The following is a 23,202-nucleotide window of genomic DNA, read 5'->3' as shown; positions in this document are numbered from 1 at the left end:
GCGCATGGACCGTCGGGACCGCCAACCTTCAGGGGAGTGACGACACGCTGGCACTCGCCCCCGTCACCGACACCTACGCACAGGGCGGCAAGGGCCGATACCTCGCCGCCGGCGGTGCCGCCGCCTTCCGTCGCGGCTTCCGGCCGATTGACACGTACACGCCCGTCGCCAACGGCGAAGACTATTTCATGAGCTTCCTGGTCAACCCCGGTGGAAGCTTCCAGACGTCGGTCAACTTCGGCTACGCCACCATCGGCTTCACCAACTTCTTCGACTCACAGGCCTTTGCCAACGTCCCCGGCAGCGCCAACGTCTTCGGCCTGCAGGTCGGCTACCGCGGCGACAGCACCGGCGACGACGACGGCTTCGACCTCATCGTCCGCGCACGCGATTCGTCGGGCGACCTGGCCGACTTCGATCTCGCCCCCGGCGTCGCCAATGCGACCAGCCTCGTTGTCCTCAAAGTCACGCCCACCGCCGCTGAAGACGAGGTCACCTTCTGGGTCAACCCGACGGATCCCTCCAGCGAGGCAGGTCTGACCTCGACGGCCGCGTCGACGGGCAGCTTCGACACCTTCGCCCTCAACACGCCCGGCGACATGGACCGCCTCAACGTGCTGACCAACGGCTGGGGCCGCAACTTCTTCTACGACGAGCCACGCCTCGCCTACGACCTGGACAGCCTCTTCAACATCGAAAGCCAGCTGCCCGGCGACGCCAACGGCGACGGCACCGTCGACCTGGCCGACTTCGGCATCCTCCGAGCCAACTTCGGGACCAGCATGTCGACCTTCGAGATGGGCGACTTCAACGGCGACGGCAACGTCGACCTGGCCGACTTTGGCATCCTGCGTGCCAACTTCGGTGCCACCAGCGGCAGCGACATCGCGGCGCTCGACGCGTGGTACGTCACGGTCGTCCCGGAGCCGACCACGCTGGCCCTGGCCGGCCTCGGCGGACTGGCGCTCCTGCGTCGCCGCCGCTGAGTCTGGCACTCGCTCGTCCTGGGCGAGGCCTCAGCATCTGCACCTTCGCTGCCAACCCAGCGAAACGTGCGTTTCATCGGGAGAAACGAGTCCACCTCGATCATTTATCCCCTGGAGGACCACGACATGACTCCCGCTTCCCAACACCGCGGCTTCACGCTCGTCGAGCTGCTGGTCGTCATCGGCATTATCGCGCTGCTCGTCGGCATCCTGCTGCCGACGCTCAGCCGCGCACGCCAGTCGGCCAACAACGTCAAGTGCGCGAGCAACATGCGTCAGCTCGCACAGTCGATGACGAACTACTCGATCGACTTCAATTCGCGATACTCCCCGAACTTTTACGACGTCGCGCTCGTGCCTGGGAATCCGCTCGCCGGGGTGCGTCGGTTGGAGTGGCTGAGCGCCGAGCGGATCGGGTTGTACCTGCCGAAGGATGATCTTGCGGCGGGCACTGAGAATCTCCTCGGAGGGGTCTTCCAGTGCCCTTCGGACGAGTCCGAAGCGCTTCGGTCCTACGCCATGAATGCCTTCGCCAGCAGCGACCTGCACGCCGGTGCGATCGGCCCAGACATCAACGGCAACTTCGGCATAGACCCTGGATTCTTGGATAGCCTTGTCCGCGTCCCGACGGCCTCGACCGGCCTTCCACGCGGCGAACAGTGGAACGCCACGGTCAGTGATGCGACGAGCATGATCCTCTTCGGCGAAGCCTGGCAAATCACACAAGATGCCGACGGCACCTACTCTCGGCCCGTCATTGGCGGACCGCACGGCGTGACGCCCGCAGCAAAGTTCATTGAGGTTCAAGTCGCACCGTTCCCCAACGCCCTTGGCTATCCACGGATGGCCAGCGACATCGATTTCTCCCGTCACGGCCGCGACGTTCCAGAGCCCGACCAGCCTCAGTTCCGCAACGGAACCGCCAACTTCGCTTTCGCTGACGGGCACGTCGAACTCCTCACCAGTCGCGCACTGACCACCGTCGGCGACGAGAGCGACCCCGACACGTGGATCAGCACCGGCAAGGCCAAGTGGTCGCCGCTTGACGACCGCCTGATCGAATTCGAAGCCAGCCGGTAGGCCGGGCGTTGACTTCGCCCACAGTCCCATCTTCACGGCCACCCGTGCCGTCCGACGTCATCACGCGTCGGACGGCGTTGCTGTCTGCCGTCGCCGCACTCTGTGGCTCCACGCTCGCCTGCAACCGCCGAAGTGGCAGCGACACCGTCCTCGACTTCTGGACCTGGGCCCTTCGGCCGCGGTTCGACGACTACGTCACACGACTCGTCGCCGCCTTCGAGGAGGCCAATCCCGGCGTCCGGGTCCGTTGGACCGACGTCGCGGCCGATGCGATGCGGCGCAAGGCCTTCGCGGCCGGGGCGGCGGGGACGCTGCCGGACGTGATCAACTTCAGCGACCAGCACTTTGCCCAGTTCGCCGGGCTTGATGCGCTGCTGCCGATCGATGACAAGTTGCCGGGCGATCCGACGTCGCAGTTCGTCGCCGGGCCGCTCGCGGCCAACCGCATCGACGGCCGGCTGGTCGGGTTGCCGTGGTACCTGTCGACGACGATCCGCGTGATGAACGCCGAGTTGCTCGCGGCCGGCGGGTTGTCGCCCGAGACGGTTGGCGGCGACTGGCTGACGCTGCTCGAACAGGCCGGGCCGTTCAAGGAAATGACCGGCAGCTACCTGCTGTCGTTGCCGCTGGGCGACCGCAGCGATCTGCCGCCGATGATGCTCGCCGACGGTATCGAGATCGTCCGGCCTCATGCCGACGGCGGCTACCACGCGGCCCTCACCACGCCCGAAGCTGTCGACTTCGTCACGCTCTTTGTGGACGCCTTCCGCGACGGCCGGCTGCCGCGCGATACGTCCACCGGCGGCTACGAGGCGATGGTCAACGGCATGGCCGGCGAGACCGTCGCCCTCATCAATGCCAACGCGCTCCACCGCATCCGCAACAAGAGCGAGCGCGTCTACGACAAACTCGTCGTCGCCCCGAGCATCGTCGGCAAGCTCGGCGTACCGGGCGTCGCGGTCACGCACGTCGCCGTCGGCCGACAGACGAAAAACGCGGAACTCGCCGCCAAACTCGCGTGGCACGTCACGTCGCCCGAGTGGCAGACCGAACTCGCCATCGAGGCCGGCCGCGTGCCGAGCACGATCGCGAGCCTTTCCGATCCCGCCTTCAACCGCACCGGCGATCTTCAGGAGAAGGCGACGTCGCTCAGCGTCGAACAGCTCGCCTCCGCCCGCTCCTTCGCCGCCCCGACGGCCACGTGGCCCGATCTCCGCCGCGTCTTCGACGACGGCATGCGCTCGATCCTGATCGACAATGCCGAGGTCGAACCGACGTTGCGTGACGTCGAGGTCGAGTGGGACCGCATCCTTCGTGCCGACGCGGCGGGGATGCCATGGCGATGAGCAAGCTTCGCCCGCACGAGCCGTGGACGCCGTACGCGTTTCTGCTGCCGGCGCTGCTGATCCTGGGCGTCTTCGTCATCTTCGCGTTCGTGCAGGTCGCATACCTGTCGCTCACACGCGTCGACCTCTTCGGCGACGGCAGTTTGATGTCGCGAGCGGAGTGGGTCGGCCTGGAAAACTACCGGCGCGTGCTGGGCGGCGAGCGGTTCTGGTGGACGCTGGGCAACAGCATGATCTACCTCGTCGTGACGCCGGCGATCATGGTCGTCTCGCTGGCGGCGGCGATGACGGTGCACAGCGGCCTGCGTGGCACGGGGCCGTGGTTGCGGGCGTTGCTCTTCCTGCCGGTCGTCACGCCGACGATCGTCGCGGCGGTGGCGTGGCGCGTGCTCTTCCGTGAGGAGGACGGCCTGATCAACGGCTGGCTCGGCTCGATCGGACTCGGCCCAGTGCCGTGGCTTACCGGCTGGCCATGGGTCTTGCTGACGGCGATGGTCGTCACGCTCTGGAAGGGCTTCGGCTACTACATGATGATTTTCCTCGCTGGCCTGATGAGCGTGCCGCGCGAACTCGAAGAGGCAGCCGGCATCGACGGGGCGGGGCGGTGGGGCGTTTTCCGACACGTCACGCTGCCGAGCCTTCGGCCGGTGTTGGTGCTGGTGCTCATCATCAGCTCGATCGGCGCGCTCAAGGTCTTCGATGAGCTGTGGGTCGTCGCGCGGGGTGCGCCGACGGAGAGCAAGACGGTGGTGCCGCTGATCTACGACACCGCCTTCGACGGCGGGAGCTTCGGGGCGGCGTGTGCGATCGGCGTCTGCCTGTTCGTCGTGCTGCTGGCGTTCAGCGTGGTCAACCTTCGCCTCGGCAAGGAGGAAGATTGACCAACGAGCGGCCGACGTGGTTGAAGGCGGCGTACTACGCGCTCGCGACGGCACTGGTCGTGCTGGCGGTGGGGCCGGCGTTGTGGTTGCTGATCGTCGCGATTCAGCCGGGCGGGACGGGGACGTCGGAGGTCGCACCGATCAGCGAGTGGACCGGCGAGAACTTCGTCGGTGCCGCGGAGGTCGGCGGGTTGTGGCGGCCGCTGGTCAACAGCGTGATCGTCACCGCGTGTCAGACAATCCTCAACGTGGGGCTCGCTGCGCTCGCCGCTTATCCGCTGGCTCGGATGAATTTCCGCGGTCGGAACACGCTCTTCCTGATCGTCCTCGCGACGCTCATGGTGCCCGAACAGGTGATCGTTGTGCCGCTGTTCGTGACGATCAGCGACCTCGGCCTGTACGACACGCTGCTCGCCGTCTTCCTGCCGTTCAGCGTGACGGCGTTCGGCATCTACCTCTGCCGCCAGGCCTTCCTCGGCGTGCCGGCAGCACTCGAAGAAGCCGCTCGCATCGACGGGGCCGACAGCCTCCGCGTTTGGTGGCACGTCATGCTTCCGCTTGCCAGGCCGACGTTGGCGACGCTGGCGGTCTTCAGCATTATCGCCGCGTGGAGCAATCTGCTCTGGCCGTTGATCGTGCTGCAGCGCGAGTCGAATCTGACGCTGCCGGTTGCGATCAACCGGCTGTTGTCCGTCTTTTCGACCGAAATCCGCTACGCCTACGCCGCCAGCCTGATGGCGCTGGTGCCGATGGTGATCGTCTACCTTCTCATGCAACGCTGGCTGACGCGCGGCATCCTCGCCGGTGCCGTCAAAGGCTGAACCCAACCGAACCCACATGCCCAACCCGCTCCAAGTTTCCGTCGTCGGCCTCGGCCCCATTGGTCTCGCTGCCGCCAAGGCCGTCGTCGCTGATCCGCAGATGACGCTCGCCGGTCTCGTCGACGTCTCGCCCGATCTCGTCGGCAGCTCGCCCGTCGACGGCTGGCCGAAGGTGACCGAGACCCTGCAGGCGGCCGACGTCGCGATCGTCTGCACGACCAGCGACTTTGACAAGATGGAGCCGCTGCTCCGCGCCGCCGCCGGGCAGAAGACGCACGTCGTCAGCTCCTGCGAAGAGATGCTTTGGCCGACGTACCGGCACGCGGACCTGGCGAAGGAACTTGATGCCGTCGCGACCGAAGCCGGCGTCGCGTTCCTCGGCACGGGCGTCAACCCCGGCTTCGTGCTCGACACGCTGCCGGTCGTGCTCAGCTCGATGGTGCTCGAAGTCTCGGCCGTGCGGGCGCGGCGTCGTGTCGATGCGGGCACGCGTCGCAAGCCGCTGCAGGCAAAGGTCGGCGCGACGATGACCGTCGAAGCCTTCGACGAGCGACGACGGGCGGGCACCATCGGTCATCGCGGCATGGCCGAGTCGGTCGCGCTCGTCGCGAGCGGCCTGGGCCGAACTGTCGAAGCCGGCAGTGTCGAGGAGACCCTCGAGCCTGTCGTCGCCAAGGCCGCCACGCCGTCGGCGCTCGGCGAGATCGCTCCGGGTCAGGTGGCCGGCATCCACAACGTCGGGCGGTGGCGTGGCGACGGCCTCGACGTCGAGCTCGACCTCATCATGAGCGTCGGCTGGGACGACCCGCACGACGCCGTCGAACTCGACGGCCCGGTCCCCCTCCGCATGAAACTCGACGGCGGCACACCCGGCGACTCGGCGACCGTCGCGGCCCTCGTCAATGCCGCCCGCGTCCTGCCGCACATCAACCCCGGCATCCGCACCATGCTCGACCTGGGCCGCCAACCCGCGGCACGCTCTTCTGCCTGATCCGTCATCCCGAGCGCAGCCGAGGGGCCTCGTTTGATTTTGCCTCCGCAGCACAGGCGAGGTCCTTCGACTCGCTGCGCTCGCTCAGGATGACGGAGTGCGTTTCTACCCTTTGAAATGATCGCTCCCGACCGCCTCGCCGTCTGTTCCTGGTCGCTGCAGCCGACGTCGGCCGATGACTTGATCGACAAGGTTCGCCAGACCGGCCTGTCGCGCGTGCAGCTGCACCTCAACCCGTTGTCATCGGGCGGCGACGCTTGGGCGGACACGCCGGCGAAACTCACGGACGCCGGCATCGAGGTCGTCAGTGGCATGGTCGAGTGCGTCGGCGAGGACTACTCCTCCATCGCCGCCATCACCAGAACCGGCGGCGTCGTGCCGGACGAGACGTGGCCTGACACACGCGACGCGATGCTCGCCGCGGCCGACGTGGCAGGGCAGATGGGTTTGAAGCTCGTCACCTTCCACGCCGGCTTCGTGCCGCATGACACGAATGACCCGATCTACACGAAGGTCCTCGGCCGACTGCTCGACGTCGCGGACATCTTCGGCAAGGCCGGCTGCGAGGTCGCGCTCGAGACAGGCCAGGAACCCGCCGACGCGCTCGTCGGACTGCTCTCGAGGCTCGACAACATCGGCGTCAACTTCGACCCAGCCAACATGGTCCTCTACGGCTGCGGCGACCCGATCGACGCGCTGGCCAAGCTGCTGCCGCACGTCAAGCAAGTCCACCTCAAAGACGCAACGCCCAGCGACCAGCCGGGCGTCGAATGGGGCACCGAAGTCCCCGTCGGCGACGGGGCGGTCGACTGGCCGGCGTTCGTGAAGCTGCTCGACGATGCCGGCTACCGCGGCGATTGCGTCGTCGAACGCGAAGCCGGCGACAATCGCGTCGGCGACGTCCGCATGGGCGTCGCGTTCATCAGCGATTGAACCCGTCCGTCATCCCGAGCGCAGCCGAGGGACCTCGTCTGGTTCGTGTGACAAGGCACAGGCGAGGTCCTTCGACTCGCTGCGCTCGCTCAGGATGACGACGGGCTCGTCACTCCGGGTCGCTCACGCGGGCGAGGTCTTCGAGGCGTTGGGCCAGCTCCGACGCTGGCTCGGTGCGTTCGCCGGTGCTGGTCGACCAGGACAGCGGCTCGTCCTTTTTGATCGCCGTCTCCATGCGGCGGCAGGCGCTGATGACGGTGGAGTGGTTCCGCTTGCCCATGCGGCTGGCGATCTCGGGGTAGCTCAGGCTCGTCAGCTTGCGGGTCAGGAACATCGCCAGGCTGCGGGCGACGCTGATCGTTCGCTGGCGGCTGCCGCTCATGAGTTCGCGCCGGTCGAGCCCGAACAGGTCGCACGAGGCGGCGAAGATCTGCTCCGCCCGGATCGGCTGGTTCATCTGACGATCGAGGTCGAACAGAATCTCCTGAGCCAATGCCACGTCCGGCTTCCGATCGGCAAGCTCCACGTGAGCGGCGATGCGGTTGACGGCACCCTCAAGCTCGCGGACGTTCTGCGTGACGCGACGGGCGATCCAGCCGATCACCTCGTCGCCGAGCTTCAGGCCGCGTCGGCGGGCCAGCTCTCGGAGGAGTTGCTCGCGCATCTCGCGGCTCGGCGGGTCGATGCGGGCGACCATGCCGCTGACGAATCGGCTGATGAGGCTCTCGCCGAAGCTGGCGATCGTCTTCGGATGCGCGTCGCTCGCCATCACCACGTGCCGGCCGGCGGCTTCGATGGCGTTGAATGTGTGCAGGAACTCCTCCTGCGTCGCGCGTTTGCCGGCCAGGAAGTGGACGTCGTCGATGACGAGCAGGTCGACGTCGCGCAGCTTCCGGCGGAACGCGTCGACCCGATTACCCTTGACGGCCGAGACGAAGCCGTTGGTGAACTCCTCGGCCGTGAAGTAGGCCCAGCGGGAGGTCGGGTGCAGCTTGGCGTAACGACGGCAGAGCCCTTGGAGCAAGTGCGTCTTGCCGAGGCCGACGCTGCCGTGGATGAAGAGCGGGTTGTACGACGTGCCGGGCGTTTCCGCGACAGCTCGGCAACACTCGGCGGCGAGCTTGTTGCCGGTGCCGATCAGGAAGTCGTCCAGATCGTGACGCAGCCGACTGCCGGCACCTTCCACGTTGCTCGACACGGGCCCGGCGGACTCGGCCGACGTGACGGGCGGAATCGGCAAGACCGACTGCTGCGGCTTGGCCGGCTCTTCGGCGGCAGGCTCGGCGAGCGTCGACGTCATCGCAAAGAGGTCGTCCGTGCCCTCGCCCTCGAAGGCGGACGTGTCGACCTCGTAGCGAACGCTCGGCGTGGCGTTCATCGCCTCGGCCGCAGCGGCGGTGATGTCGCCGTCGAAGTTACGGCGAATCCAGTCGGCGACGAAGTCATTGGCGACGACGACGACGAGCACGTCACCCTCGCCCGGCTGGCCGAGGGATAAGCGGGCACTTTTAACGAACCAGACGGCGAATCGCTGCCTGCCAACACGTCGTTCGATGCCGGCGGCGATGACCGCCAGCAGTTCGCGTTCGTTGGAGGGAGCGTCTTGTCGGAGAGCAGGATCGAGGCCAGTCGCGTCGCAGACAGCGCGGGGCATAGGGAATCCGTTCCGGGCGATGCACATCCACGCCGTCGGCATCGTTGCCTTGGCACAGGAGCAGCGCCCGCAGGGGGCAGTTCGATTTGTCCGGCAAGGGCCCTCTTTTGTCAACCGAGTCGGAGCTGATCACTTCCGACTCGCCGGCCGACGCATCGTGCGTCGACGTGCCGAACGCGCACCCACAGACGCAGGGCCGTTCGCAAGGGTTTGCCGCGGCATCAGCCGACAGGACACCCGGCACGATCCGAAGAGTTCGTGCTCACATTCGCCCGGTCCAGACACCCGGCGATGCGTCCGTCGTGTTGTGCCAACGTTGCCACACAGAGCTGTCACGCCATCGGCCAAGGTCTGATCACCGAGTCCGAGTGGCAGGGCAGTTCCCGGTCGCGACGGGCACGAGAGTGCCGCGCGACCAATGTGGTTGGGGCATCATGCCCCGGCCTGATCTTCGCGCGTGCATCGCATCGACGTCGCTGCAAAAGTGGCCAGAAATCCTTGGAGTTGCCACCGTTTTTCGGCGGCGGGTCGAGCGAGACTAAGGCGACTCAATATTGTCGGCAAGGGCATTCGCGCCTCTGCCATTTTGCCGAACGAGTTGTCCGGGTCGGCACGATGTGTCGGACAAGTGTTTGCGCGCGGTTAACGAATTTGCTCACAGCGCAATCAACAACGCATCCACCTGTCGTCAGCTGTTGGCAACTCGTGGAGGTCACGAACAGCGCTTCACGCCGCTACGAAAACACCTTGAACATCGCCGTTCTTCGGGCAATTTCGACACTTTGGCGACGCTGGTACAAACGCAGGCCGGGCTCGTTGGTCGTGTCGACGGCCAAGGCGAGCGAACGCTGACGCGTGCCGGCCGCACGCACGTCGGCGCGATCGAGCATCGCGTCGGACAAGCTTTTTCCGCGGAACTCTGGCGAAATACCAAGATAAACCAGCTCGACGCCGTCGCGACCGTCGCGGCCGAGACCGGCCAGCAACATCACGCCGACCGGCCGGTTCTGGCCTTGCTCGTCTTTGACAACGGCGACCTGCCAGCCGTCGCGGATCGGCACGCCGGAAGCCTCGTGCCCGTCAAGCACCGCATCCATGCTCCGCACGCCGTTGAGCGCGGTGCAGTCGAGGCTGCCTTGGTAGCTGTCTTCGAGTGCCTGACGAAACAGCGGCCGCGTCTTTTCGGTGTAGCCCACGAGCGTGACGCCCTCGGGCAAGGGACGCGGCTTGGGCTTGCGGTCGACGTGCTTGTGCAGATACCCGAGGTCGGCCACGTGAGCGAAGCCGTTGTTGGTCGTGAGCATCGACCGAAGGTCCAGTGCTTCGCTTGGCAGCAGGATCTGAGCCAGCTTCACGCCTGTGCCTCGAACCAGGCCGACCGCCGCGTCGACGGCATCGGAGGCGTCACGGCGCGGCGAGGCGGTCGCGGGGAGGTCGCTCGACATCAGGATCGTCGCCGTCTCGCCGGGGAGGATGACGGCAGCGGCGACGAAGAGGGGCTTGGTCGCGTTCGAACCGGCCGCGACGATGCTGGCTGTCCCGACGACCCGGCCGCCGCGCTGCTCGGTGTAGCGAATGAAGTCCCGCACGGCCGATCGTCCGCGACCGGCGCCATCGGGCACGACCTGGGCCAGCGGCTTGACGAATTCACGGAGCGTCGTGGCGACGATCAGTCGGCCCTGGGGACGATGAGCGCGTTGGGAACGGCGCGTGGCCGTGGGCAGCAGGAAGTCTTTCAGTGGCACGGCACTGGTCAACTCTACGTCGCCAAGCACCGGAGCCGACGCAGCCCGAAGCCGACGCAGCCGATCCACGTGGCACCCGGCGAGGGTGCTAGCGAGTGGCGAACTGGGCGTAGAGACGATCACGGGGTACGGCGACGGCTTTGGTCAAGGACAATGCGTCCGCCACTCGCATCGACCTGCGTCGGGTGCAACTGAACCTCGACAGCGCGATTGGGCCGACATTGATGTGGTCAGGGAGGCGACGGACGTGCGAGGTCGTTACGATGGCGGCAATGTCCTGTGTCTGCTCCTCGATTCGCTTTGCCCGCCGTGCCCGGGCTCTGACGCTCCTGGCCGCGTTTTGCGTCGGTTTTGGCGGTTTCGTGGCCGTGCCGTCGGCCTCGGCGGACTACCCGCAGCCGGGCTTTGCGCCCAAGGCATGGGAGTTCGACCTCGACTACCGCCAGCCGCAACGGGTCGTCCTGAGGGCTCCCAACGGCGAGACCGAGGCTTATTGGTACCTGGCGTACACGGTCACCAACGACACCGAACAGGAACGGACCTTCCTGCCGGACATCGTCCTGGTGACGCGGACCGGCGAGGTGCTTGCCGCCAACGACAACATTCCGATGGGCGTCTTCGAGGCAATTCGCCGTCGAACGCCCGGCCTGCCGCTGGTCGCGCCGCAGGAGGTCTTCGGCCGGCTTCTGATCGGCGAGGACCGCGCACGCAGCAGCGTCGCCATCTGGCGTGAGCCGCTGCGGGACATGGGCACGTTCCAGATTTTCGTCGCGGGCCTGAGCGGCGACGTCGAGACCATCGAGTCCAGCGACGGCACGCCGATGGTCGGCGACGACGGCGAGACGCTGCTGGTCCGCAAGACCAAGCGGCTGGGCTTCCGCGTCCTGGGCGACGGCATCGACACCGGGCCCGACTCGATCAAGCAGGAAGTCGACGAGTGGGTCATGCGGTGAGACGCTTGACGACCCGGCGTCCGCGTCTACTGTCTCGGCCCCGCATTTTTTGAGGAAGCGACTCCCACATGGCACACAAAAAGGGCCAAGGCTCCAGTAAGAACGGCCGCGACAGCAACGCCCAGTACCTCGGCATCAAGGCCTACGGCGGGGAGTTCGTCACCGCCGGAAGCATCATCGTCCGCCAGCGGGGCACCCGCTTCAAGCCCGGCTTCAACACCGGCCTCGGCAAGGACGACACGATCTTCGCCCTCAAGCCCGGCAACGTCGAGTTCCAGGGCCGCAAGATCCACATTCGCGAATCCGCCACCGCCTAGGCGGGCGATCGATTGAGTCAGAACGTCGCTGCGGGCCTGTGGTCCGCAGTTTTTGTTTGCGTTGTCACTCGTCCGGCTGCGTCGCCGGATCGTCGATGGCGATGCCCATCGCCGTTGGGTCTTGCAGTCGGAAGAGCTCCGTGCTCCGCTGCAGCTCGAAGCCGCGAACGATTCGTTCGACCATCGTCGCCCGGAGCAGCGGCTCGCCCGGTGCGGCGACCAGTGCCGGCACCTTGTCCGATTCGGCGGTCACGAACACACGCTGGCCGGTCCGGCTGATGAAGACGTCAAAGGGTGGTTCGGCTCGGCCGGAGTCGAACGCCTGCTTGGCCTCGAAGGTCTCGAAGACGAAGTCGCCCTCGGTCCGCATCGACAGGAAGTAGCCGCGGAACGGCTCGACCTCCGGCTCCGGCACCACGGCCGTGCCGCCGCAGCCGACGACGGTCACGGTCGTGCCGAGACAGGTGAGGAAGAGCAGTGGGGCACGCACGCGTGGAGTTTACGGCCGGGTCAGAACGTCGCGAGCGTGCTGGTAGCGAGCGACGGTGCCCGCAATGACGTCGTCCGGTAAGGCCGGGCCAGGCGGCGTCTTGTCCCAGTCGAGGCTGGCGAGATGGTCGCGAACGAATTGCTTGTCGAACGACTGCTGCGGCCCGCCGGGCTGCCACGTGTCGGCCGGCCAGTATCGCGAGGAATCGGGCGTGAAGATCTCGTCGGCCAGAACGATCTGGCCGTCGGTGTTGAGGCCGAACTCGAGCTTGGTGTCGGCGAGAAGGATGCCGCGATCGCCCGCGTGGTCGGAGGCTCGGCGGTAGAGGTCGAGCGTGCGATCCCGCAGCGTCGAGGCGAGCTCGCCACCGATCGCGTCGGCCATCTGGTCGAAAGTGACGTTCTCGTCGTGGCCGGTGGTGGCTTTGGTGGCGGGCGTGAAAATCGGCTCTGGCAGGCGGTCGCCGTCGACGAGGCCCGTCGGAAGCTCGATCCCGCCGATCCGGCCCGTCGCCTGGTAGTCCTTCCACCCCGAGCCGGCCAGGTAGCCGCGGACCACGCACTCGAAGGGCACGACGTCGACCCGCCGGACCAGCATGCTGCGTCCGTCGAGCACGTCCGAGAACGGCTCCAACTCCGCCGGCCAGGCTTGGTCCGACAGGTGGTTCCGCACGTCGTCGAAGTGCCGGAACCAGAAGAGGGCGATCTCCGTCAGCAACGTCCCCTTGCCGGGAATCGGCGTGGGCATCACGACGTCGAATGCACTGACGCGATCCGTCGCCACCAGCAACACGTGCCCCGGCAGCACGGCTTCGAGGTCGTAAACGTCGCGGACCTTGCCCCGCGTCATCGGAAAGGGCAGGTCGGTCTCGAAGATCGCGTTGTGCGTCATCCGGACGACGCTACGAGGCCCGAGGTAGCTGCGGGGCTGCGTCCCCGCAGTCGAACACACGTCGAGCCTCGACTGCTAGAACGCAGCCTCGCAGCTACCTGACTGTCGAAGCCATCCGCAGACCGTCAGACTTGCGTCGGGCGTCCGATGGACCGATACCAGTGGCGTGGAGCCCGACGTCAAGTGGTATCTGCTGAGCGTTCTGTTCGGCGTCATCGAGGGACTTACCGAGTTCCTGCCCGTCAGCAGCACCGCCCACCTCCGCATTGCCAAGCCGTTGGTGGGCGTGAGCCTAGAGGACCCGTACTGGAAGATGTACGACGTCGTCATCCAACTCGGGGCGATCCTGGCGGTCGTGGTCTATTTCCGGGACCGCATCCGGCAGTTTTTGCTGTCGTTCCCGAAAGGGGCGTCGGGCGACAAGACGATCTTCACGCATCCGGTCTCGCTCGTGCTGCTCGCGTTCGCGACGACCAGCGTCGTCATCCTGGCGGGGCTGCTGGACACCATCAAGGGCAACCTCGAGTCGCTGATGGTCATGGGCATCGCGCTTCTGGTGGGCGGCGTGGTGATGTGGGTCATCGACGTCCGCTTCGGAGAGACCGGCAAGACCAAGGACGTCGCCGAGGTCGGACCGATTCAGGCCGTCATCGTCGGGCTGAGCCAGGTCGTCGCGGCCGTCTTTCCCGGGGCCAGCCGGAGCATGTCGACCATTGCCGGCGGACAGATCTCGGGCATGTCGCGGTCGACGGCACTGGAGTTCAGCTTCTTCCTTGCGATTCCGACCATGACCGGCGCCTTCGCGCTGGACCTGCTTCAGACCCTCACGGCCGATCCCGGCGAGCCGGGTGCCCTCAACCGCTCGCTCACTGGTACCGACTGGGGCGTCCTGGCGACGGGCTTCGTGGTGAGCTTCTTCGTCGCCTGGGCCGTCATCGCGTGGTTCATGGCGTGGGTGAAGAAGCGTGGGTTTGTGCCGTTTGCGATCTACAGGATCGTCATCGGGGTCGCGATTCTGGTGTACGTCTTCGCGTTCCAGCAGGGCGCGGAGGCTGGACCTGTCGTACCATGACGTCGGCAGGCGTCGTCGCGTGACGCTCGCCCCGTCGGCGGTGGTGTGCCGAGGGACGCAAACGACCGCGGAGCGGGTTTTGGGAGAACCGCGATGGCGATCAACGTTCTGAGAGGCCTGTTCGTCCTGCTGATGGCAGCGGTCGGCTTTTCGTTCGTCACGACCGATCCGCGCGATCTGGGCGAGCTCGGCTCCGTCAGCAGCTCCTCGTGGCTCGCGATGGCCTTCAGCCTTTCGCTGGGCGTGCTCATGGTCGTCCTGGACATCGTCTCGGGCCGCCGCAAGCTCGCCGTCTTCAGCGGCGTGGCGTTCGGCATCCTCGTCGGGCTCACCGTCAGCTACGCACTCTCGTTCGGCGTCAAGCTCCTCGTCGACAACGTCTTCGACCCGGGCGGCCTCGGCAGCTCCCAGAACGCGGCCGTCACCAGCTTTCTCAACCTGCTCGTCGGCACGATCGCCTGCTACTTCTCGATCAGCTTCGTCCTTCAGACCAAGGACGACGTCCGCTTCATCATTCCGTACGTCGAGTTCCGACGCGACACACGCGGGACCAAGCCGATCGTCGTCGACACCAGCGCGCTCATGGACACGCGGCTGCCGGGCGTCGTCACCAGCGGCTTCATCGACGGCCGGCTCGTCGTGCCGCAGTCGGTGGTGGGCGAGCTGCAGCTCATCAGCGACCACCCCGATCGTGCCAAGGCCGAACGCGCCCGCGACGGCCTGGATCGGCTGGCCGAGATGCAGCGGGACAAGGCGATCGACGTCCGCATCTTCGACGACCGCTCCGACCGCACCCAACCAGCCGAGGAAGACGTTGACGGCCACGTCATCGACCTGGCCCGGCAACTTGAAGGCCGCGTGCTTTCGGTCGACGCCAACCTGGGCAAAGTCGCCCGATTGGCAGGCGTGTCGTTGCTGAACCTGAACGACCTGACCGAGGCCGTCCGCATGCCGGCCGTGCCGGGTGACGAGCTGAGCCTGCACATCACGCGTCGCGGCAACGTCGCCGGTCAGGGCGTGGGTCACTTGCCGGACGGCACGATGGTCGTCGTCGAACACGCCGCTGACGACGTGGGCGACGACGTCACCGCCATCGTCACCAACGCCACCCAGACCTCGGCCGGTCGGATGATCTTCGCCAAGCGTGCCGACGATGCCGGCCACAAGCGTCGTCGCAAGCGTTCATCCGATGAGCAGCCCGTCGCGTCGGTCGGCTCATAGGCTGCCGGTTCCATGTCAGACCAAGCGGACGCACCGGACATCGAAACGCAGCTCAAACTGCTGGGCCGACGCTGCGACCGAATCCTGACCGAAGGCGACCTGCGATCCAAGCTCTCCAGCGGTCGGCCGCTGCGCATCAAGCTAGGCATGGACCCGACCGCGCCCGACGTCACGCTCGGGCACTGCGTCCCGCTGAAAGTCATTCGGCAGTTCCAGGAGTGGGGCCACAAGGCCGTCCTCATCATCGGCGACTACACCGCACGCGTGGGCGACCCGACGGGCGTCAACAGCACGCGACCGATGCTCACAGGCGAAGAGATCGACCGCAACGCCGAGACCTACGTCCAGCAGATCGGCAAGGTGCTCCTGACGGGTGACGAGCACCTCGAAGTCCGCCGCAACGGCGAGTGGCTCGGCAAGCTCGACCTCGTCCAGCTCATCAAGCTCGCTGCCCGGAAGACCGTCGCCCAGGTGCTGGATCGCGACGACTTCCAGAAGCGCTACGCCGCCAAGCAGGAGATCGGGCTGCACGAGTTTCTCTACCCGCTGCTGCAGGGCTACGACTCGCTGGCGGTCCAGGCCGACGTGGAGATGGGCGGGAGCGACCAGCTCTTCAACAACCTGGTCGGACGCGAGTTCCAGCAGGCCGAAGGCCAGAGTCCGCCGGCCGGGCAGTGCGTCATCGTCACGCCGCTCCTGGTCGGCACGGACGGCTCGATGAAGATGAGCAAGTCCAAGGGCAACTACATCGCCGTCACCGATCCCGCCGGTGGCGACGGCGGGATGTTCGGCAAGGTGATGAGCCTGCCGGATGCCGTCATGGCCGACTACTTCAGGCTGCTGACCGACGTGCCGGAGCAGGAGTACACGCACCAAATCCAGGACAGCCCACGCGACGCGAAGGTGCGCCTGGCCAAGCTGATCATCAGCGAGTTCCACGACGACACCGCAGCCGACGCGGCAGAACAGGCGTTCATGACCGCCACCCACGGCGGGATTCCCGATGACGTCGAGACTAAGGTCGTTGGTCCGGGTCCGCACATGCTGGCCAAGCTGCTGGTCGACGTCGGCTTCTGCAAAAGCAACAGCGAAGCCAACCGCCTGGTCAAACAGGGCGGCGTGAAGCTCGACGGCGACAAGCTCACGGACCCCCGCGCGCCCATCGACGCCTCGGGCGTCCTCCAAGCCGGCAAACGCAAGTTCGTCCGCCTCGCTGCGACCTAGATCGCGGTGCATTTCGTGTCTGGCAGATCCTGGTCCGGTGCCACAGCATCAATGCAGTGGTCGGGACGGACCACTGCAACGATGCAGTGGCACCAGATGCAGCTTCGTCCGCCGCTCAAAACCGTTTCAAGCGCTGCGCACCTGCTCCAACAACCCCGCCAGCCGACTCGTCGGCTGAAGTCCGTAGAACAGCTCGCGATCGAAGTACGCCGCGTCGCGCTCTTGCTTTCCTTCCGCCTCGTCGCGATCGCGTCGCCATGCGGCGTAGCGATCGTCAGTCGCAAGCCGCTGATGTCGCAAGTCGTGCATCGCATCGAATAGCCGGCGACGCTCAAGTCCGTCCCGCGTCGCCCCGATCTTCGCCAGCCACGTCTGCTTCTCGTCGCCCAGCACGTCGTGACGCAGCCGATGGCCGCGCTGGTCGAGGCAGTTCAGGCAGACGCGCTCGCGCGTGCCGGCCTCGGGGTGGAAGAGCGTCGCACTCGCCACCGCAAACGTCGGCGGCTCCAAGCCGAGGTGGTCGCGGAGGATGGCGTCGAGGACCTGGTCATAGTGCCCGCCGCCGATGCCGTGGACGAATAGGTCGCTGGCGAACAGCCGCAGGAACATCGTCAGCGACAACGCCCTTGGCCCGAGCCGAAGACCGAGACGCCGAAGCAGCATGAGCATCGGCATCGGCTCCTCCGGCAGCTCGACACGGTCGTCGCCGACGATCAGCCTCGGCCGATCGCCGCCGACGTCGACACGGGCCCGCGAGCGACCGCCCGTCGCCAGGTCGTCGAGCCAGTAGGGCAGCTCGATCTCGTCGCCGTCGACGTCGAGGTCCGGCATCGGCCGATCCGGATCGGAGATGCCCGCGAGCTTCCGGTTCTCAGCGAGCGCGGCGTTGTAGCTGTCGGCGAAGCTGGCTGCGTTCGTCGCAAGGTGGAGCACGAGCGCCACCCACGTCGGCGACTCGCACAGGCCGCTGGCGAGCGTCGTCGAGTACCGCAGGCCAAGCGACCAGTCGAGCCGATGGTTCGCGTTCGTCATCACGCCCGGCAAGGTCAACGGCGAGGGCGAGTCGCGCTGGTCGATCAGGTAACGACGCAGGTCCGCAATCCACTCCGCCAAGTGCGGTGAGACCAGACCATCGCGTTGGGCTTGGTCGGCGTCGGCCTCGAGCTGGTCGATGTGGGCCGGGGTCGGCGGGTCGAGTCGGCCGGTCCACGCGACGCCGTACAGCCGCGGGTCGTCGGAAAGCTTCTGCTTGTAGCCGGGCCACTTGAGCGTCAGGTGCTTCGGCCCATCCGTGTCGACCGCGACGTGCCACGCAACGCCCTCGCACGCCTCGGCCACGGCGTGAATGACCGCGTTCTTGACCCAGACGCCCGGGTGCAGCAGCTCGCACTGGTGGCCGGTCATGACGACCGGTCCGACGTCGTCAGACAGGCCGAGGAACTGCCGCATGTCGCGACGGTGCTCGCCGAGCGGTCGACCGAGGAATGTCGCGTCGGAGGCGTCGAGCCGTTGTTTGTTGTCGAGTGCGACGTCGGGCAGCGTCTGTCGATCCGGCCAGACCAGCACCTCGCCATCAGCCTTCGGGGCGGCCCAGTCGGCGAGGGTTGAAGTTGCGTCGGCCGCGGTGGACAAGCAAAAACTCCCAGCGGCCAAACGACTCACGGACAGGGCACGATGGCGGCGTCGCTGATGCCCTGCCGAAGCGCCTCGCGAAGCTGCGGCGTCGACCGATTGTGCAACAGCTCGATCGCCTCGTCGGCCGCGGCAGGCAGGGCGTCGCGAAGTTCCGGCAGGCCGAGACTGCACAGCTCGTGACGCAGCACGTCGAGGTAGTGCCCGAGTCGAACGGCCGCATCATCGAGATCGCCCGCCCGGACGTCGTGCCCGAACGAGCGGTCGAGATCGTTGTAGATCCGACGCACCGGAATCTCACGCACCCGCAGCCCGCGATCGAACACACGCGGCCAGAGCTGCATCGGGAAGGCGTAGCCGAACTCGTCCAACTCCAGCGCCATCGTCGGCCCGACGCGGTGCGCCTTGAAGCCGCAGAACGTGTCGGAGAGCGACCAGCCGAACAGGTCGTTGATGGTGCCGGTGAGGATCATGTTGACCAGCCGACGCTCGGCCGGGGGCAGATCGCCGCCGGCCGACTCCGGGGCGTAGCGCGTGCCGCTGATGAGGTCGCTGTCGTCGTCGCGGATGGCGTCGAGGAAGGCCGGCAGGTTGGCCGGGTCGTGCTGCTCGTCGCAATCCATCGTGACGACCCACTCATAGCCGCGAGCGTCAGCCCACTCGAACGCGGTGACGAGCGCCCCGCCATAGCCGCGATTGGCCTCGTGACGGACGTGATGCACGTCGCCCCGTTCGGCAGCCGCTTCGAGGAGCTCGGTCGTGCCGTCGGTGGAGGCGTCGTCGACGAAGAGCACGTCGTGCGGCACCTCGTCGACCAGCCGCGGCAGCAGCTTGGTCGCGTGGTCGATCTCGTTGTGGACCGGGATCGCGATCAACAGTCGCGGGTCGTCGGCATCGGATACAGCGTGCGGCACGATCCGAACCCTACGGCGCTCATCGAAATGTCGTCAACGCGTGAGGTGGTCCTCGCAACAAGGTGATGGTCGCGAGGGACCGGTCGTGTGGACCGGCGCGAAAACGCAGACGCTGATTGCGAGAGCACTTTGCTTAGCGTGGAGCGTCAGTCGATCGTCGCAGCTTCGGGTTGGTCCTTCCCGATCGGATTCCCTGTCCCCTTGAGCGCGAGCATCCGGTCGAGCGCGACCGTCGCGTGCTTCCGCGTCTCGGAGTCGACGGTGATCTCGTTGACGACGTTGCCTGCAGCGAGTTCTTCCAGCACGTAGCAAAGGTGCGGCAGGTCGATCCGCGTCATTGTCGTGCAGAGGCACTGGCACTCGCTGAGCACGAAGATCGTCTGCTCCGGATGCTGCTGGCGAAGCCGGTCGACGAGGTGGACCTCGGTGCCGATCGCCCAGACAGTGCCGGGCTCGGCGTTGCGGACCTGCTCGACGATGTACGCCGTGCTGCCGGCCATGTCGGCCTTGTCGACGACTTCCTTCTTGCACTCGGGGTGGACAAGTATCTTGACGTCCGGGAACTTCTCCCGCGCCTGATCCACGTGCTCCGGCCGAAACAGCGCGTGAACGGAGCAGTGGCCCTTCCACAGCAGGAACCTCGCCCGCTTCAGGTCGTCTTCGCTGTTACCGCCGAGGTCCTTGCGCGGGTCCCAGACGACCATGTCGCTGTCCGGGTCGAAGCCCATCGCCGCGGCAGTGTTCCGGCCGAGGTGTTGGTCGGGGAAGAACAAGACCTTCGCATCCGGCCGTTGAGCGAGAGCCCAGTCGAGGACGGTCCTCGCGTTCGAAGACGTGCACACCGCGCCGCCGTGCCGGCCGACGAACGCCTTGATGTCGGCCGACGAGTTCATGTACGTCACCGGCACCACCGGCGGCGGCCCGTCGAAGACCTCCGTCAGTTGCTCCCACGCCTCTTCCGTCTGATCGAGGTCCGCCATGTCGGCCATGCTGCAGCCGGCACCGAGGTCGGGCAGGATCACGCGGACCGACGGGTCCGTGAGGATGTCCGCCGTCTCGGCCATGAAGTGCACGCCGCAGAAGACGACGTACTTCACGCCCTCCAGGTCGGCCGCGAAACGAGACAGCTCGAACGAGTCGCCTTGCTTGTCGGCGAAGTCGATGACGTCGTCCTGCTGGTAGTGATGGCCCAGGACGACCAGCTCACTCCCAAGCTGCTCCTTGGCCGCCTCGATGCGGAACCGCAGCTCCGGATCGGACAACTCGCGATAAATCGCCGGCAGCGGTTGTTGCCACGAAAGGCTCATAGCCAATGTACGCCCGCAACGCCCGATTCGTGCGATCAAATCAGCCGTTCATCCGGCTGGACGGATGGAGTGATTGTGGTAGAGTTTGCTCGTGAGCATTCAGCGGCACTTCAACACCGGCAGGCCGGCGGTGAGTTTTGAGTTCTTCCCGCCCAAGACCGACGCGGGCTTCGACAAGCTCTTCGAGACCATCGCGGCCCTTAAGCCGTTGAATCCGTCCTTCGTCGACGTCACCTACGGCGCCGGCGGATCGACGCGCGAGAAGACCCTCGACCTCGCCGCCCGCATTCGCCGAGAGACCGGGCTCGACGTCATGGCCCACCTGACGTGCGTCGGACACACGGCCGACGAGATCGGCGAGATCCTCGACCAGCTCTGGAACAGCGACGTGCCCAACGTCCTGGCCCTGCGCGGCGACCCGCCCGGTGGTGGCGGGGCGTGGACCAAGACCGAGGGTGGCTTCGAGTTCGCCGGCGATCTCGTCGAGTACGTCCGCGGCCGGCACGACTTCTTCACGGCCGTCGCCGGCTTCCCCGAAGGCCACCCGCAGTGCCTGAACCGGACGCGTGACCTCGAATACCTCAAAGCCAAGGTCGATGCCGGGGCCGACGCGATCGTGACGCAGCTCTTCTTCGACAACGCGGACTTTTTGCGTTTCCGCGACGAGTGCCGGCGCATGGGCATCGACGTGCCGATCGTCGCGGGCATCATGCCGATCCAGAAGCTCGACCAGATCAAGCGGTTCGTGACGATGTGCGGCGCGAAGATTCCGCACCCGCTGCTGACGACGCTCGAACGCCTCGAAAACGACCCGGCCGCCGTCGAACAAGCGGGCGTCGACTACGCGGCCCGACAGTGCCAGGACCTGGTCTTCCACGGTGTGGACGGCCTGCACTTCTACACGCTCAACAAGAGCACCGCGACCGTCGAGATCGTCAAACAACTCACGCTGCCCGAGCCCGCGGCGAAGCAGGCGGCGTAGCGGCGTTCGGCTGACGCGACGTCGGACCCATCGGCTCGCCGAGCATGAGGTGCGCAAATCCCTCACCGCGGCGATCGAGCCGGACGCGGTGGATCGGCGACAGCCGGGCCAAGTGCTGCGGCAGGGCGTTGGTGACGTTCCCCAAATGCGGGATCGGCCAGTGCTGACGCAGCAGAATCTCCCCTTCCTTGGGCGACAGCGGGATCATCGACGCACGCCTGCGTCGTGGGCCGTCGGCGATCAGGATCGTGTCGCACCGGCACGTCGCTGCGGGTTGCGGGCACAGGTCGATCCAGGCCGAGTCCGCGTCATCGGCATCGCCGCGCATGAGCGGGCGGTGCGCGTCGCGAACGGGTGTCATGCCGGGCATGGACAGCAGCGACGTGTCGCCGCCGCGTTCCAGGCGAAGGGCGGTCCAGCGTTGGCTGATGATGCGTGCCCCGCGTGCCACCCAGGCCGAGACCTCCGGCACGACATCCGTCGGCCCAAGCAGCAGGGCACCGCGACGATCGCCGTGTCTGCCGATGACAAATGACGACGCTGGCAGCAAGTGCAGGCCCTTGCTCCTGAGCAGCTGAGCCATCGGCCACCAGACCGCCGCCTCGAACAGCCGGACCGCCTCCAGGCTCGGGTTCCGCAGCACAAACGACCGCCACGTCCCACGAATCAGGTCGACTTCGGCAATGCCCCATCGCTCGTCCACGACGTACCACCGATCGCCCGAATCCGTGCGGAAGAGCTCTGTCAGCGGATGGAACGCCGACTCGCCCGGACGCACAGGCCGAGCGTCGTCCGACAGCCGTCGGGTGACGTCGTCGGCGTCGTAGTCGAGCACCTCACCGAAGATCGTCGGGCGAAATGGAGCGTCCTCGTCCGCCATCGAACGCAAGAGCCTCACCGCAGGCCGGGCGACCACCGGATGATCGATCTGCAGCGCGACCAGGTGTCCGTGGACGTTGATCACACCCGGCACCGAGCCTGGCGATCGCGCAGTGCCGGGACGAACAGACGACGATGGCTCCGTGTCGCAAGACGCCACTTGCCACAGCTATCGGACCAATGCCCGCTGAACCTGCAGCGACCGCGTGAAGCTGGGCAAATTGTGCGGATCGGATGACGCCGCTACTTCCGCAGGTCGGTCTCGCCGAGGATGCGGAAGTTCTTGCGCATCAAGATTCTCTGCGCGAACATGATGTCGTCCACGTAGATCGCGATCGCTGGGTCCTTGTGGCTGCGGAGCAGCGGGTAGGCGTAGTGGATGTTCACCTCCGCAGCCAGCAACGCCTGGGCGACGTTGATCATCGGCACGCGTGTCTCTTCGGGAATCTCCACCGCCAGCACACGCGTCTCACTGAAGCTGAAGTCGTTCTCCCGCAAGCACCTGCGGGCGTCTTCCGGATCGCTGGCGATCAGCCGCATCAGCGAGATGTCGGTCGATTCCTCGATGCTGAACGCGTTGATCCGCAGGCCGGCCTCTTCGAACTTGTTGAGGAGCAGGGCCATCTTCCCGACGCGATTTTCGAGGAAGACGGTGAACTGACGCACGCTCGCCGGCTCGTATCCGGACCCATGCTCGGTTTTGGGCGGCACCGCCGTCTGCATCGCCCGCAAGGTTAACGCAAACCGAGCGTCGCGTCACCGTTGCAACAGATGAACGTTGCTCTTCACTTTCCCACCGACAGGAGCGGTAGCCCCGGGGGGGGGGGCCGGGGGGGCGCGGGGGGGGGCGCCAGGGGGGAGGAACAGACCAACCCCCGCGCGG

Annotated in this window: 22 protein-coding genes; 13 read left to right on the top strand and 9 right to left on the bottom strand. The window is 66.5% G+C overall.

From position 1 onward, the window contains the following. The 7 genes from AAGI46_05715 to AAGI46_05685 form a co-directional block, all read left to right on the top strand. Positions 1-986: dockerin type I domain-containing protein (locus tag AAGI46_05715; GenBank protein MEM1011703.1), on the top strand; the 986-nt coding region annotated here is incomplete at its 5' end. A 126-nt stretch (positions 987-1,112) separates the two neighbouring features. Further along, on the top strand, positions 1,113-2,066 hold the full coding sequence (locus AAGI46_05710; GenBank protein ID MEM1011702.1) for a prepilin-type N-terminal cleavage/methylation domain-containing protein: 954 nt from the start codon (positions 1,113-1,115) through the stop codon (positions 2,064-2,066). 44 nt (positions 2,067-2,110) lie between these two features. After that, positions 2,111-3,412, top strand: a complete 1,302-nt coding sequence (locus tag AAGI46_05705) for an extracellular solute-binding protein (protein ID MEM1011701.1) — start codon at positions 2,111-2,113, stop codon at positions 3,410-3,412. After that, on the top strand, positions 3,409-4,293 hold the full coding sequence (locus AAGI46_05700) for a sugar ABC transporter permease (protein MEM1011700.1): 885 nt from the start codon (positions 3,409-3,411) through the stop codon (positions 4,291-4,293). The genes AAGI46_05705 and AAGI46_05700 overlap by 4 nt, the downstream gene beginning before the upstream one ends. Then, positions 4,290-5,114, top strand: a complete 825-nt coding sequence (locus tag AAGI46_05695; GenBank protein MEM1011699.1) for a carbohydrate ABC transporter permease — start codon at positions 4,290-4,292, stop codon at positions 5,112-5,114. The genes AAGI46_05700 and AAGI46_05695 overlap by 4 nt, the downstream gene beginning before the upstream one ends. 16 nt (positions 5,115-5,130) lie before the next feature. Further along, positions 5,131-6,105, top strand: a complete 975-nt coding sequence (locus AAGI46_05690) for a dihydrodipicolinate reductase (GenBank protein MEM1011698.1) — start codon at positions 5,131-5,133, stop codon at positions 6,103-6,105. Between the two features lie 117 nt (positions 6,106-6,222). Continuing rightward, entirely contained in the window at positions 6,223-7,038 is an 816-nt protein-coding gene (locus tag AAGI46_05685) for a sugar phosphate isomerase/epimerase family protein (protein ID MEM1011697.1), read from the top strand. A 109-nt stretch (positions 7,039-7,147) separates the two neighbouring features. On the opposite strand, the gene dnaA is transcribed toward AAGI46_05685, so the two are convergent. Next, complete coding sequence (gene dnaA, locus AAGI46_05680; protein ID MEM1011696.1) at positions 7,148-8,692, bottom strand: chromosomal replication initiator protein DnaA; 1,545 nt, start codon at positions 8,690-8,692, stop codon at positions 7,148-7,150. Positions 8,693-9,426: 734 nt separating this feature from the next. Next, positions 9,427-10,437, bottom strand: coding sequence for a GNAT family N-acetyltransferase (locus AAGI46_05675; GenBank protein MEM1011695.1), 1,011 nt, complete (start codon positions 10,435-10,437; stop codon positions 9,427-9,429). Positions 10,438-10,709: 272 nt separating this feature from the next. Here AAGI46_05675 and AAGI46_05670 point away from each other — a divergent pair, with 272 nt between their 5' ends. Beyond that, positions 10,710-11,390, top strand: a complete 681-nt coding sequence (locus AAGI46_05670) for a hypothetical protein (protein MEM1011694.1) — start codon at positions 10,710-10,712, stop codon at positions 11,388-11,390. Positions 11,391-11,458: 68 nt separating this feature from the next. Further along, complete coding sequence (gene rpmA / locus AAGI46_05665) at positions 11,459-11,707, top strand: 50S ribosomal protein L27 (GenBank protein ID MEM1011693.1); 249 nt, start codon at positions 11,459-11,461, stop codon at positions 11,705-11,707. A 64-nt stretch (positions 11,708-11,771) separates the two neighbouring features. On the opposite strand, the gene AAGI46_05660 is transcribed toward rpmA, so the two are convergent. Together AAGI46_05660 and AAGI46_05655 are read right to left on the bottom strand one after the other, a co-directional pair. Next, on the bottom strand, positions 11,772-12,197 hold the full coding sequence (locus AAGI46_05660) for a hypothetical protein (GenBank protein ID MEM1011692.1): 426 nt from the start codon (positions 12,195-12,197) through the stop codon (positions 11,772-11,774). A gap of 9 nt (positions 12,198-12,206) precedes the next feature. Next, a complete protein-coding gene (locus AAGI46_05655; GenBank protein MEM1011691.1) occupies positions 12,207-13,088 on the bottom strand; it encodes a phosphoribosylaminoimidazolesuccinocarboxamide synthase in 882 nt (293 codons plus the stop codon). 166 nt (positions 13,089-13,254) lie between these two features. On the opposite strand from AAGI46_05655, the gene AAGI46_05650 reads away from it, so the two are divergent. The 3 genes from AAGI46_05650 (at position 13,255) to tyrS (ending at position 16,605) form a co-directional block, all read left to right on the top strand. Beyond that, positions 13,255-14,160 carry an undecaprenyl-diphosphate phosphatase gene (locus tag AAGI46_05650; GenBank protein MEM1011690.1) on the top strand — a complete coding sequence of 302 codons (906 nt, stop codon included), beginning with the start codon at positions 13,255-13,257 and terminating at the stop codon, positions 14,158-14,160. Between the two features lie 93 nt (positions 14,161-14,253). Further along, positions 14,254-15,381, top strand: a complete 1,128-nt coding sequence (locus AAGI46_05645; GenBank protein ID MEM1011689.1) for a TRAM domain-containing protein — start codon at positions 14,254-14,256, stop codon at positions 15,379-15,381. A gap of 12 nt (positions 15,382-15,393) precedes the next feature. Then, the gene (gene tyrS, locus AAGI46_05640) at positions 15,394-16,605 is read left to right on the top strand and encodes a tyrosine--tRNA ligase (protein ID MEM1011688.1); all 1,212 of its coding nucleotides are present in this window, start codon (positions 15,394-15,396) and stop codon (positions 16,603-16,605) included. Positions 16,606-16,731: 126 nt separating this feature from the next. Here tyrS and AAGI46_05635 read toward each other — a convergent pair whose 3' ends face one another. From AAGI46_05635 to nadA, 3 genes are all read right to left on the bottom strand, one after another. Next, entirely contained in the window at positions 16,732-18,237 is a 1,506-nt protein-coding gene (locus tag AAGI46_05635) for a hypothetical protein (protein ID MEM1011687.1), read from the bottom strand. Positions 18,238-18,263: 26 nt separating this feature from the next. Continuing rightward, a complete protein-coding gene (locus AAGI46_05630; GenBank protein ID MEM1011686.1) occupies positions 18,264-19,151 on the bottom strand; it encodes a glycosyltransferase family 2 protein in 888 nt (295 codons plus the stop codon). A gap of 146 nt (positions 19,152-19,297) precedes the next feature. After that, entirely contained in the window at positions 19,298-20,458 is a 1,161-nt protein-coding gene (gene nadA / locus AAGI46_05625) for a quinolinate synthase NadA (GenBank protein ID MEM1011685.1), read from the bottom strand. A 91-nt stretch (positions 20,459-20,549) separates the two neighbouring features. Between nadA and metF the strand changes: the two genes are divergently transcribed. Continuing rightward, entirely contained in the window at positions 20,550-21,440 is an 891-nt protein-coding gene (gene metF, locus AAGI46_05620; GenBank protein ID MEM1011684.1) for a methylenetetrahydrofolate reductase [NAD(P)H], read from the top strand. Here metF and AAGI46_05615 read toward each other — a convergent pair. Both AAGI46_05615 and AAGI46_05610 read right to left on the bottom strand, forming a co-directional pair. Then, on the bottom strand, positions 21,403-22,413 hold the full coding sequence (locus AAGI46_05615; GenBank protein MEM1011683.1) for a hypothetical protein: 1,011 nt from the start codon (positions 22,411-22,413) through the stop codon (positions 21,403-21,405). The genes metF and AAGI46_05615 overlap by 38 nt on opposite strands. Positions 22,414-22,562: 149 nt before the next feature. Beyond that, positions 22,563-23,042, bottom strand: coding sequence for an acetolactate synthase (locus AAGI46_05610; protein ID MEM1011682.1), 480 nt, complete (start codon positions 23,040-23,042; stop codon positions 22,563-22,565). Between the last annotated feature and the right edge of the window lie 160 nt (positions 23,043-23,202).

The organism is Planctomycetota bacterium (genome assembly GCA_038746835.1).
In the GTDB taxonomy this organism is placed as follows: Bacteria; Planctomycetota; Phycisphaerae; order Tepidisphaerales; family Tepidisphaeraceae; genus JBCDKH01.
The sequence above is the reverse complement of the archived record's forward strand: the minus strand, read 5'-3'. Positions and strand labels throughout refer to the sequence as shown.